Source organism: Pseudomonas sp. AL10, assembly GCF_029960685.1.
GTDB classification, from domain to species: Bacteria; Pseudomonadota; Gammaproteobacteria; order Pseudomonadales; family Pseudomonadaceae; genus Aquipseudomonas; species Aquipseudomonas lactis.
Map to the genome: position 1 here is coordinate 93,585 of NZ_JASBQZ010000014.1, position 12,330 is coordinate 105,914.

8 protein-coding genes are annotated in these 12,330 nt (G+C 55.5%); 2 read left to right on the forward strand and 6 right to left on the reverse strand.

What is annotated here, in order from left to right:
- Nucleotides 1-302 precede the first annotated feature (302 nt).
- Entirely contained in the window at nt 303-1,319 is a 1,017-nt protein-coding gene (locus tag QK296_RS15595; protein ID WP_150689081.1) for an AraC family transcriptional regulator, read from the reverse strand.
- 222 nt (nt 1,320-1,541) lie between these two features.
- On the opposite strand from QK296_RS15595, the gene QK296_RS15600 reads away from it, so the two are divergent.
- Both QK296_RS15600 and QK296_RS15605 read left to right on the forward strand, forming a co-directional pair.
- Nucleotides 1,542-3,212, forward strand: coding sequence for a GMC family oxidoreductase N-terminal domain-containing protein (locus QK296_RS15600; RefSeq protein WP_108538207.1), 1,671 nt, complete (start codon nt 1,542-1,544; stop codon nt 3,210-3,212).
- Nucleotides 3,199-5,637 (forward strand): alpha/beta hydrolase fold domain-containing protein, encoded by a 2,439-nt coding sequence (locus QK296_RS15605; RefSeq protein WP_150689080.1) that lies wholly within the window; start codon nt 3,199-3,201, stop codon nt 5,635-5,637. The genes QK296_RS15600 and QK296_RS15605 overlap by 14 nt, the downstream gene beginning before the upstream one ends.
- Before the next feature lie 71 nt (nt 5,638-5,708).
- Here QK296_RS15605 and gorA read toward each other — a convergent pair whose 3' ends face one another.
- The 5 genes from gorA to QK296_RS15630 form a co-directional block, all read right to left on the reverse strand.
- Complete coding sequence (gorA, locus tag QK296_RS15610; protein WP_069787642.1) at nt 5,709-7,067, reverse strand: glutathione-disulfide reductase; 1,359 nt, start codon at nt 7,065-7,067, stop codon at nt 5,709-5,711.
- Between the two features lie 82 nt (nt 7,068-7,149).
- Nucleotides 7,150-7,902 (reverse strand): alpha/beta hydrolase, encoded by a 753-nt coding sequence (locus QK296_RS15615; RefSeq protein ID WP_069787641.1) that lies wholly within the window; start codon nt 7,900-7,902, stop codon nt 7,150-7,152.
- A 754-nt stretch (nt 7,903-8,656) separates the two neighbouring features.
- Nucleotides 8,657-9,403 carry a sulfite exporter TauE/SafE family protein gene (locus tag QK296_RS15620; protein ID WP_150689079.1) on the reverse strand — a complete coding sequence of 249 codons (747 nt, stop codon included), beginning with the start codon at nt 9,401-9,403 and terminating at the stop codon, nt 8,657-8,659.
- Between the two features lie 49 nt (nt 9,404-9,452).
- Nucleotides 9,453-11,036, reverse strand: coding sequence for a rhamnogalacturonan lyase B N-terminal domain-containing protein (locus QK296_RS15625; RefSeq protein WP_150689078.1), 1,584 nt, complete (start codon nt 11,034-11,036; stop codon nt 9,453-9,455).
- Complete coding sequence (locus tag QK296_RS15630) at nt 11,036-12,289, reverse strand: pectate lyase (protein ID WP_150689077.1); 1,254 nt, start codon at nt 12,287-12,289, stop codon at nt 11,036-11,038. Before QK296_RS15630 ends, QK296_RS15625 begins: the two co-directional genes overlap by 1 nt.
- Between the last annotated feature and the right edge of the window lie 41 nt (nt 12,290-12,330).

Genomic DNA, 12,330 nt, shown 5'->3' on the forward strand with positions numbered 1-12,330 from the left:
ATAAAATATAGGGCATTTCCCAACGGAAAATTTTCTGTTCTTTTTCAAAAAACACATCGAATTTAGAATTTTCTTCTAAAAAATATGACGCTAGTAAAAGTATTATCCAATTTGATTGCAGGGAGCAATTTTGCCTCTACTACATGGAAGTTTCTGTCCCTAGTCGAACGCAAGGATCGTTTCAACCAGCCTCAAGACCCCGCTGCTGATACGAGTCGCTTACTCTGATGAAGGGCGCGTGAGCTCTATTGGCTGTATTTGGCAAAGCAGGGATTCATTAACCCGAAAATCCTTTCCGGTGATCACTTTTGTTTTTTTGAGTTTTGGAAATTGCTCGGTGCCACCCCATGCCATCGCTTGAATGCTTGAGAGAAGCTCGATAAATCACTGAAGCCTAGTCGCTCGGCGATCTCGGTCAGGCTCAGGCGGGAGTCGTTGATCATTTCGATGGCGCTGCTGCTGCGGGCTTCTGCCAGCAGTGTTCGAAACGTGGTGCCTTCATCGCTCAGTCGGCGCTTCAGGGTGCGCGTGCTGATATGGGTCAGACGGGCAATTTCGGAAAGATCCCTTGGTGTGTTTTCGGAGCTAGTTAGGTAATGCTGCACCAGGGCAGTCATGCCCGAGCGGGCGACTCTGTTTTGCATCAACTTTGTGCACATCTGTTCGCACATGCTTACCGTGACGGTATTGGCCTGGGGCAAGGGGTGAGACAGGAACGCGCGATTGAAGGATAGGCTATTGCAGCTGGCCGAGTAGGTCGGAGTGGTGCCCAAAAGATGATCGATGCCAGGTAGCGTTGGTGCAGTAGCTCTGAGGGTAAAACGCGACAGTGCGAAGTGTTCACCAGCCAACTCGTTCAGGAGCACTGCTGCTGCAGCCATATCCCGAGCCAGCACAAAATCACGCAAGTCCGACGCTAGCCCAGGTGCTTGAAAGGTCAACACGCCGTCATTGCCTTGCGCTTCATACAAAATGACGGTGAAAGCGTAGGTGAGCGGCAAAAAGCGCAACGCCAGTGCCAAGGCATCACCTGTAGTCGCACTGCTAATCAAGCCGTAACCGAACAGGCCATAAGTGGAGAAGTGATAGCGTGTACCAACTTCAAATCCCAAGCCGGATGGATTCCCCAGAAGTGTCAGCAAATTGCTGATCACGCGTAGCTCCTGGTCGGCGGTCAACTCGACGTTCGGATCGCCCAATTGCGCCTGAGTCAGTCCAGAGCCCGCAAGAACTTTAGTGACCGACAGGCCTTTCTCACGACCGAATTCGAGCTGTAACAAGGCGCTGGCGGGGCCGCGCGTAAAATCCCGAAAGCTCATGACTCTTTGCCTATTGCAAAATATTGGCCCAAATAATAAAGCGGTTGGCCCTTTCCAGCATTGGTCTCTTCCCTGATGGGCGTCAACATCATCCGTGTTCGGCTAGCCGTTTCAACAACAATAAAGGCTGTCGCGGTGCTTGGCGCGAATCAGAAATCGCTTTTAAACGTTTCTGATTAGACGTTTGGGACCTCGCACTGCCCTGTGCGTGAGAAAACAATAATGAAAAAGACCTTCGATTACATCGTTGTGGGTGGTGGTTCCGGTGGGTGTGTGGTTGCGAGCAGGTTGACCGAAGATCTGAACGTCAGCGTTTGTGTGCTGGAGGCGGGGGGAGGTGGTCAATCAAGTCTGATAAATATCCCCGCCGCCGTGGTGTCCATGGTGCCGACTTCGGTGAACAACTGGTCGTTCGAAACCGTTCCGCAAATATCTCTAGCTGGCCGCAAAGGCTACCAGCCTCGCGGTAAGACATTGGGCGGTTCATCAGCGATCAACGCCATGATTTATGTACGGGGACATCAATGGGATTACGACCATTGGGCTTCGTTGGGTAATACCGGCTGGGCGTTCAGAGACGTGCTGCCTTACTTCCGCCTCAGCGAACACAACGAGCGAATCGATAACGAATGGCACGGTCGAGGCGGGCCTTTGTGGGTAAGCGATCTGCGTTCCGACAACCCGTTTCAGCAGCGATTCCTGGACGCGGCCCGTCAGACCGGGTTGTCGCTCAACGACGATTTCAACGGTGTCGAGCAGGAAGGCGTAGGTATTTACCAAGTGACGCAAAAGCATGGTGAGCGTTGTAGTGCAGCGCGAGCCTATCTTCTTCCTCATATCGGTGTACGCAACAATCTAACGGTGGAAACCCGGGCACAGGTTCAACGCATCCTGTTCGAAGGTACCCGCGCCGTAGGTGTGGAAGTTCTTCAACGCGGCCAGATTCACGTGTTACGGGCACATCGGGAAGTAATCCTTGCTGCCGGAGCCTTTCAGACGCCACAACTGTTGATGCTTTCTGGTGTGGGGCCGGAGGCAGAACTGGAACGCCACGGCATCAAAGTCCTGCTGAATCTTCCAGGGGTAGGCCAGAACCTGCAGGATCACCCGGATTTTGTCTTCGTTTACAAAACACCCAGCCTCGACGCAATGGGCGTCTCCATGGGCGGCGGCGTCAAGCTGCTGAAAGAGGCAGTCCGTTTTCGAAATGAACGTCGGGGTATGTTGACCTCGAACTTTGCCGAAGGCGGGGCGTTTCTTAAAACTCGCGAGGCTTTGGACAAACCGGATATTCAACTGCACTTCGTCGTTGCGCCGGTCGAGGATCATGCCCGCAAATTGCGACTCGGCCATGGACTTTCCTGCCATTTTTGCCTTCTGCGACCACGCAGTCGCGGTGCGGTGTCGCTGGCCAGTAATGACCCGCAAACGGCGCCATTGATTGATCCGGCCTTTCTTCAGGATCCACAAGATCTTGAAGACATGGTCGCGGCGTTCAAAATCACCCGTCAGTTGATGCAGGCTCCCGCTCTTGCCAGTTGGATCACTCAAGATCTGTATACCGCAGAAATCGGCACCGATGAGCAGATCCGCGCCATCCTGCAACGTCGCACCGACAGCGTTTATCACCCAGTGGGTACCTGCCGGATGGGCGTTGACGCACTTGCTGTGGTGGACTCGAAGCTGCGCGTACATGGGTTGCAGGGCTTACGGATTGTCGATGCTTCCATTATGCCAACCCTCATCGGCGGCAATACTAACGCGCCGACAATCATGATCGCTGAGAAAGCCGCTGATCTTATTAGGGGAATTCAACGGGTGAAATTGTCCGTGGAGCCGGAAGACTCGACCATTGCCAATAACAAGAATGAGGCACCTTATGTCGTTGCATGAATTTGATGTGGACCTTCAGTCCGCAATGCCTCTGACCGCGATCATCATTGGAACCGGCTTCGCTGGCATCGGCATGGCCGTTGCGTTGCAAAAGGCCGGCGTCGAGGACTTCGTCATCCTGGAAAAAAAACATGACGTAGGCGGTGTCTGGCGGGACAACACATATCCCGGCGCAGCGTGCGACGTACCTTCGCACTTATATTCGTTTTCGTTTGAGCCCAATCCGGGCTGGAGCCGAGTGTTCGCTCCGCAGGGTGAAATTCATAACTACCTGCAACGCTGTACCGACAAATATGGGTTGAGTAAATACATCCGTTTTGGCGTCGAAGTCGCCTCCGCTGAATTCGATGAAGCGACCTCGCTGTGGCAGGTCATTCAGAGGGACGGAACTGTACTGAGTGCTTCGTTGCTGATTAGCGGCACCGGACAGCTGAGCCGCCCGGCATTTCCAAAATTGGCGGGCATGGATAATTTCAAGGGCCACATCTTTCACTCGGCCACTTGGGATCACAGCTACTCGTTAGCTGGTAAGCGGGTAGCGGTAGTCGGCACCGGGGCCTCTGCGATCCAGTTTGTCCCGGCCATTGCCGGACAGGTGGAACACTTGAAGGTTTTCCAGCGCTCCCCCGCGCACGTGATGCCACGTCCCGACCGCGCTTACTCCGAACGAGAAAAAGCCCTGCTACGCAATGTTCCCTGGTTGATGAAGGCTTACCGTGCATCAATATATCTTCGGTATGAATCACGAGCTCTGGCGTTTACCCGGTTCAAGTCTTTGATGAAATGGGCGGTCGGTATTCCATTTCGCAAGCTGCTGACCGAGCAAGTGACTGATCCCGTATTACGGCAGAAACTTACTCCTGATTATCCGTTCGGCTGCAAACGCATTTTGCTGTCTAGCGAATACCTCAAGACCATGAGTCGGCCCAACGTGGAATTGGTCACCGACGGTATTGTCCGTATTACGGAGAACGGAATTGAAACCGCTGACGGCAGACAGCATGAGGTCGATGCGATCGTCTACGGTACCGGGTTTGCGGCCACTGAATTTTTGTCTCCGATGCGCATTGTCGGGCGTGACGGAATAAACCTTAATCAGGCTTGGCGCGACGGTACCCGGGCTTATCTTGGACTAGCGGTTCCGAACTTCCCCAATTTCTTCATACTCTACGGCCCAAACACCAACCTTGGCCACAACTCGATCGTGTATATGCTTGAAAGCCAGATTGCCCACATCATGCGATGCTTGCGCACTTTGAATGCAACGGAGACGAACACAGTTGAGATCGATCAAAGCGCGTATGACCGTTTCCACCAACAGACCCAGAACCGCCTGGCCAACACGGTGTGGAACGGATGCAAGAGCTGGTACGTCGATGAAGCCGGCAACAACAGCACAAATTGGCCAGGCTTCACCCTAAGCTATCGCTGGCTAACGCGATTCTCGGCTTTGCACGCCTACCGCTTTAGCCGTCAGTTCGAAGGAGGCACCACGATAGCGGAATCACCAGATTGGCTTGAGGTGATGAAAACTCGTTTTTTGCGAGGCTTCTTGCGCACCACATTTCGGTCGTTGATCGGGCCGGGATTGGGTGTCGTCGCGCAGAGAAGGGTGGTCAGGGGACTTTCCCGGCTGATGCCCGGCACCACTGGCGTGATCCGTTATTGCCAGCAGGTCAATGGTGTTCCCGTACAGGTGGTTGCTCCCAAGCAAGGTGAGAGCGGCGGTGTCATTTTGTACCTGCACGGCGGAGCGTTTTGCCTCGGCTCCCCGGACACGCACTGGAGCATCACCAGTCGCTTGGCCAAGGCATCCAGGATGTCGGTATGGGTTGCGAATTACCGATTGGCTCCAGAGCATCCCTGTCCAGCAGCACTGCAAGATGCGCTGGCATGCTATGAAGCCTTGCGCGCTCAAGGTTATGCCGCCAACCGGATTTTTCTCGCAGGCGATTCGGCGGGCGCTGCGTTGGTATTGGCCTTGGCCCTCAAGCTTCGAGATCGTTACAAGCTTTTTGCCGCTGGGCTGCTGCTGATGTCACCGGTAACCGACGAGCACTTGACCGGCGCCTCAATGATCTCGCGACTTAAGGAAGACCCCATGATTCGTCGCGGTTGGCTTGAGCAGGGATTGGGTTGGTATGCCTCCGATGAGGCGACGCCCAGTCCATTGCGAGTGGATCTGCAAGGACTGCCTCCGATGCTGGTTCAGGTTGGCGACCATGAACTGCTGTTATCCGATTCCATACGTTTGGCCGAACACGCAGTCAACAGTGGGGTGAATTGCTGGCTGGAGGTGTACGCAGCACGATGGCACGTTTTTCAGCTTCAAGCCTTTTACCTGCGCTCAGCGGCCAAAGCGCTGAACACAGTGGCTGAGTTTGCCCGTGTGCAACTTTCACAGGCAGAGCCAACAAGTTCGTGATGATGGTGAAAGCGTGCGTCTAGCTGCTGTCGTTGCGACAGGGCTAGACGCATCAGATAACCGAAGAGCGGTTAACCCGCGACCGGTGTGCGCATGGTGACGAACTCTTCAGCGGACGTCGGATGCACGGCGATGGTGTCGTCGAAATCGCGCTTGGTCGCGCCCGACTTCAGCGCAATCGCCAAACCCTGCACGATCTCGCCGGCCTCCGGGCCGACCATGTGGCAGCCCAAGACCTTGTCGGTCTTGGCGTCCACCACCAACTTCATCAAAGTGCGCTCCTGGCATTCAGTCAGCGACAATTTCATCGGCCGGAAACGGCTTTCAAAAATCACCACTTCGTGCCCGGCCTCTCGCGCCTCTTCTTCGGTCAACCCGACAGTGCCGATGTCGGGCTGGCTGAACACCGCCGTCGGGATCATCTTGTAATCCACAGGGCGATACTGCTCGGGCTTGAACAAGCGCCGCGCTACGGCCATGCCTTCTGCCAGCGCGACCGGTGTAAGTTGCACTCGACCAATCACATCGCCCAGAGCCAGGATCGACGGTTCAGCGGTTTGATACAGTTCATCGACCTCGACAAAACCTTTCTTGTCGAGTTTGACGCCAGTGTTTTCCAAGCCCAGGTTGTCGAGCATCGGACGCCGACCGGTAGCGTAGAACACGCAGTCCGCCTCAAGCTGACGACCATCCTTGAGGGTTGCTTTCAGGCTGCCATCGGCTTGCTTGTCGATGCGCTCGATGTTGGCATTGAATTGCAGGTTCATGCCGCGCTTGCTCAGCTCTTCCTGCAAATGTTTGCGCACCGTACCGTCAAAGCCGCGCAGGAACAAATCGCCGCGATACAGCAATGTGGTCTCGGCGCCCAACCCGTGGAAGATACCGGCGAATTCAACAGCGATGTAACCACCACCCACCACCAGAACACGCTTTGGCAGTTCTTTGAGGAAGAATGCCTGATTGGAACTGATCGCATGCTCATGACCCGGAATCTCCGGAGTCTGCGGCCAGCCACCGGTAGTGATCAAAATGTTCCTGGCGGTGTGACGCTCACCATTAATCTCGACCGTATGCGGGTCGACGATCTTGGCGTGGCCTTCATGCAAGGTCACGCCGCTGTTGACCAGCAGATCGCGATAGATACCGTTCAGTCGATTGATCTCGCGATCCTTGTTGGCGATCAGTGTTGCCCACTCGAACTTGGCGTCCCCTGGAGTCCATCCGAACCCTTTCGAGTGCTCGAATTCGTCGCAGAAGTGCGCTCCGTAAACCAGCAGTTTTTTCGGGACACAGCCAACGTTTACACAGGTACCACCTAAATATCGGCTCTCGGCCACCGCCACTTTGGCGCCGAAACCGGCGGAGAAGCGCGCAGCCCGAACACCTCCGGAACCTGCACCGATCACATAAAGGTCAAAATCGTAAGTCATTTTCAATTTCCTCGTAATCCAACATGGCAGCGCGCTGTTAAGGGATCGAATGTGTTCTGGGTTGGGTGGAGGTGGACTTAGGTCAGAGGTATCTGGAGCTCCAAGCAGTAATGCAGGAAGCGACATAGTCTGCATCCTGACTGTTAGTAAGGAGGTGATCTGCTGAGTCGAGCGAAATAAAGCTTTTGGGGTGCTTAGCTGCCAGATAAATTTTTTGGGCTTGTTCTATGGATACGGTGGTGTCTATTGGGGAATGAAAAACAAGCAGTGCGCGTCGAAGGTTAGCGATATTCGCATCCTGTTTTTGGGCCTCAATGTCATCCAGAAACTGTTTTTTTATCGTGAACTCTCTGCCGGCGAGCATCACGTTGTATTCGCCAATGTCTCTGATTGCCTCAACATGACCTCTGAACTGCTTCATGACATGGGCGGCTTCAGCGGGTGCACCGATTGTGACCACGCCCTTGGCCTCAGGAATGTGCTTCGCCGCCGCTATGACTGCGGCTCCACCCAAGCTATGGCCAATCAAGATGGAGGGAGCCTGGTACATTTCACGCAGATATTCCGAAGCCGCTACTAGGTCGGCAACGTTGGAGGAGAAATTGCTATTGGAAAAGTCGCCTTCACTACTGCCCAGGCCCGTGAAATCAAATCTGAGCACCGCGATATTGTTGTTGACTAACGCTTTAGCAATTCTTGCGGCAGCTTTGATATCTTTACCGCACGTGAAACAGTGGGCGAACAATGCATAGGCTTTAGGAGATTCTGGCGTCTCGAGCAAACCAGACAGGCTCATACCTTGAGGGTTTTGGAAAGTTATCTTCTTTTTGCTCATCGTGAATCTCTCTCAAATGGCTCTGCTCCTTGCCCGGTACGAACCGGATGAGTGAGCAGTGAATTTAACAAAGCTACCATCCAGAAGGTAGATTATCAAAGATTTACTAGAATACACTCGATTGTGAGCGTCTTAATTCGGTTTGGAGAGAGGAGGGGCCGGGCGTAGCCCCTCTGTTGCGAGCGATCTGCAATTCATCGTATTTGATTATTTCCTCCCTGGCGTTCTCGTGGTATCGCGCTCATCGCTGCCCCGTCCATCTTGATTCCGGGAGCGAGGCTGAACGCCACCCAGTTTCGGAGCAGATACATGAGGAGTCAACGATCGTCCGTCGGTCATGCTGTCATCTTTGTAATTGTTAAATTATGAAAGTTGGCTACATTATTCGCGGCAACGCTAACGCCTATGTCGAGCGTCCGTAGCGTCATTGCCGAGCTTAGACTAAGTGAGCGTTAGGCGAGTAAGGGGGGGCCAAGCAATGCCTTTAGATGTCTACGACGTAGGGTCATTGCGGTAGCTGCCACATCGCTTGGGCGCTCAACAAAACAGTAATTGATGAGTCTGGGTTTGGGCTGATTTTGAAATCTACGGCTGGGTCATAACTTGGTTTTGCGCCGTATCGTTGCTCGCGGTCAGTATCTCTGGTCGGTAACGGCTTCAAGGTTGCGCAACGATAGTATATCCAATTACCGGACCTGCTGCAGGTTCAACACGATATGATAAATTTCGGCTTGGCGGCACCTATCCATATCGATTACTCAAAAAGCAGCTTCAACGCCAAGCCAATCACCACGATATTGAATACCCACTCCATCCATTCATCGCCTTTGCTTAACGCAAATCGTGCCCCGGCGTTTGCGCCAAGCACTGTGCCGGCCAATAGGCATCCGCCGTATTGCCAGTTGATAATGCCGTTGATGCCGAAGACCATCAGCGATCCGATTGACAGCACCAACCCTCCGACCTTTCGAGTGCCAATGGATTCGCTGATCGTTTTGCGAAAAAAAATAATGTAGATGTACGTCGACAGTTTTGCCTGCCCGCCAAATAAACCCCCAACTGCGCCTACTGGGATGAACAGCAAATAACCTGCGAGTCGCCTTGTCCAGGAAGGGTGTGACTCTCCGGCAAGCGGCTTTTTGATTAGCGAAAGCGCTACAAGTAATAACGTCAGTGCTCCAATTATTTTGTGCAGCAGCAGAGGATCGATTTCAATCAGCAGACTCGCCCCCGCCAGCGCCCCAAGCAGACCTAGGAGCGCCGCAGGGAAAGCAGCGGCATAATCGATTTTTCCGTGCTTGTGGAAATGACGTAGTCCAGCCAGCATCGTGCCCAGTGACGCTAAGCGGGCAGTGGCTACGGCCGACTGCGGTGCAATGCCTAGCCCAATCATGACCGGTACTGTGAAAAACACGCTTCCTCCCGTATTGGTGCCGACAAAGCCGGTTACGATACCTAGAATGACCAGGCCGGCCCCTGTCAGCCACTCGCTAGCTATCATTTCGGCGTGCTTGCCGATGGTGAGTGGGCCGATCGGGTCCCAGTGATCATTACTGCACCCACTGCACGCTATCGAACACAATGCCTGGGCTTAGAAAGCCTTTCCCCGTTTTACCTGATGCCACGCCGATCTCCACTGTGTTAACGCCTACCTGCAGCGCTGTGGCCGGAACACTGACCTCGAACACGGTGTTGTTGCCGCGATAAGTGCCCCGGGTGATGCCACGGCTGTCGGGCTGCTTCGAAGCGGGTGGCACTGGCGCGGTCCAGTGCTGATTGACCCTCACTGCTGGGCGCCCTCCGGCTTGGGCCAGCGAAATAAACAGGCGTAGCCGGTAAGCGCTCAGCTCGTTGGCGGCCAATACGAACTGGATGCGCGTGGGGCTGTTAACGTCGCGCCATTGCACCGCCGGGAATTCATCAGCAGTGCTGGTGCCTACGGTGTAAGTGACGGGGCCCCATGACGCCATGCGTGAATCGCTGGGGTGTGCCGATAGCACCAAGTGCGCGTTGCGAAAGCCAGCCGGAGTGCCATCGGGCACACCGATTTGCCATTTCACCTGGCCTGGAAGCGGTTGCGCCTGCAAGCTCGCCTGGGTGGTCGTGCCGGCTTTGACATCAACCGTGCTCTGTGCCACTTCCAGTTCATTCTGATAGAGCGTCATCCGGTATTGCCCCGGGCGTACCGCAGTCAACTGGAACCTCCCGCTGCCATCGGCGCGCGCCCAATATTCGGCGTTGGCATTACTCAAACCCACCACCGCCGGCAGTGCGCTGGTCACGCCGCAAACGTGACCGGCTACCGCGCCGCGCCCAGCGCTGTCCACGAACCCGGCAAGGCCCAGGCTGCTATTGACGAAACCCACGTCGATCAAGGCAGCGTCAGGGGTACCACCGTCGGTAAACAACAGCCCGTAAACCCCATGCAAGCCGCCGCGATAGGGCTCGGTCTGGGTGTGATTGGAGAACATGTAGTTGTACAGCTCATGGGTGGTCGGCGTTTTCTGAGTGGCAATATCTTTGAAAAACGCACCTCCAGAGCTGAGTTCACGACTGCCCATCAGCATGTAAACCGCCACACCGGGGCCTTTGACCGCGTGCAGTGGGTCGTCGATCATCGGTTGTGCCGAATAGAACTTGGAGCTGGTGCGCCCGTCGGGTAGCAAAAACACATCTTTGCCTTCGATCGCTGTGCCGACGTTGGAGTCGGTACCACGGTCGGCTTTGGGCAGCTTGTTGACGTTGAGCCGCGCCACAAAGCGCAGCTCGCCCACGGGTAGCAGGGTTGGGGCGTAGGTCGCCATGTAGATAGCAGCGCGACCTTTTTTCGCCAGGTAGTAGTGGATCAACTCTCCCGCCCGCGCACTGATCACAATCACGTCACCTACCGTGTGCACGTCTACCTGTGCGCTGCCAAGGCCGGAAGCGATCTGCGAGGCTTTGGGTTCGGTGGTCTGCAACTCGCTGTCGCGATAGCGCATGGAAGTCAAATCGCCATTGCGCGTGTCCACGCTGAACAGCAAGTTTGCACCGGTGTCGACGACGATCCGGGAGTCGGTGCGGGTGAAGCCGAAGCCGGCGGCGTGTGCATGGGCCGCAAGCGTGCAAAACATGATCAGCAGGAGGCGTCGCATCAGTGGCTCCCCAGATTGACGTGACCAGCACCGGCGTCGCTGGGGACTTCAATTCGCGCCGTTTCGGCTGGCTGCGGTGCAATAAGGTATTGACGGTATTCCTTGAACGCCTCCAGCACAGGAGCATCCTGGGGACGATAGTCATCACCACTCAGGTGTTGCTGGTTGGCAACACAGGGCCTGCCTAGCGCGGACTGGCAGGTGTCGTTGGCCGACTGCGGGATTGGGGCGAAGAGGGCGAATGCCGTGCCGGGTTGCCGGGTATCGTTGAACAGCGGGTGCGATACGTCTTCGAAGTCATTGCCCTCCACCAGCAGATGGGAACTGACGGTGCGGGACATGATCGCGCCCTGGTACGTGAGATGGGCAAATACGTTATTGACCAGTTGCGCGCGAATCTCGGCGTTGCCCATTCCGCCGGCATGGGGGGCGCGCCCCGAGGTGTCATGCACGTAGTTTCTGAGCAGCGTCAGGGTGTCGTGATGGCCTAGAAACAACCATACCCAATAATGGTGACCATCGCAGGTCGCCGAGTAGGGCGTGCGGCCGTCGAACTCGTTGTTAGAGATCGTCACATGGGTCGCGCTGCCCCAACCGGTCACGATCATCTGCCGGCCGATACGCGCGAAGGTGTCATGGTCGATCCACACGCCATCTGCATCGTCCAGGGTGAGTGCATCACCGCCCCAGACCACACGGGGGTTGATGTCCGACAGGGTCAGGTTACGCACGATGACATTGTATGCGCCGCTCCCGATAAACAGCCCCATGCCCTGAATACCGGCATGAGCGCTTACTCCCACTAGCGTTTTGTTCGAGCCAATCTTCAGGCGCTGCAGCCCTGCCTTGTCGTAGGTCACTGTGGCTGGCGGTTTCGATTGGCAGAAATGGTTGGCGCCGTCGATCGCCCATTGCCCACCGCCATGGGCACAGGCGTTGGCCATGCATCCGGCCTCTGTTGCTTGGGCGCTGCCGTCGGAAACAACCGAACCGCGAAAATCGAAGGTACGGTCCAAGGCGATAACGCGTGGCGTGTCATCGGTGCAATTGCCGCGCGTGTCAAAGCGCGCGCACAAGGCATTTTTCAGTTCAGTGGGTGTGGCGGGGTGCACAGCCACAGCCTCGCCACCACCGGTCACGCCCTTGGCAAAACCTTCGGGATGGTTTGCCGCCTGGGACAACTGCGGTATCAGCACAAAGGCATATAGCACGGACGCTGACAGGCACTGCACAAATGGATTCCGGAGCGTCAACGGTGTGGTCCTGAGTATTTCATTACAGGCGGCCAAGCCTT

What these genes read in the sequence shown, in the direction of transcription:
- QK296_RS15595 (WP_150689081.1), bottom strand. Translation starts at nt 1,319, where the DNA reads ATGAGCTTTCGGGATTTTACGCGCGGCCCCGCCAGCGCCTTGTTACAG.
- QK296_RS15600 (WP_108538207.1), top strand. Translation starts at nt 1,542, where the DNA reads ATGAAAAAGACCTTCGATTACATCGTTGTGGGTGGTGGTTCCGGTGGG.
- QK296_RS15605 (WP_150689080.1), top strand. Translation starts at nt 3,199, where the DNA reads ATGTCGTTGCATGAATTTGATGTGGACCTTCAGTCCGCAATGCCTCTG.
- gorA (WP_069787642.1), bottom strand. Translation starts at nt 7,067, where the DNA reads ATGACTTACGATTTTGACCTTTATGTGATCGGTGCAGGTTCCGGAGGT.
- QK296_RS15615 (WP_069787641.1), bottom strand. Translation starts at nt 7,902, where the DNA reads ATGAGCAAAAAGAAGATAACTTTCCAAAACCCTCAAGGTATGAGCCTG.
- QK296_RS15620 (WP_150689079.1), bottom strand. Translation starts at nt 9,403, where the DNA reads ATGATAGCTAGCGAGTGGCTGACAGGGGCCGGCCTGGTCATTCTAGGT.
- QK296_RS15625 (WP_150689078.1), bottom strand. Translation starts at nt 11,036, where the DNA reads ATGCGACGCCTCCTGCTGATCATGTTTTGCACGCTTGCGGCCCATGCA.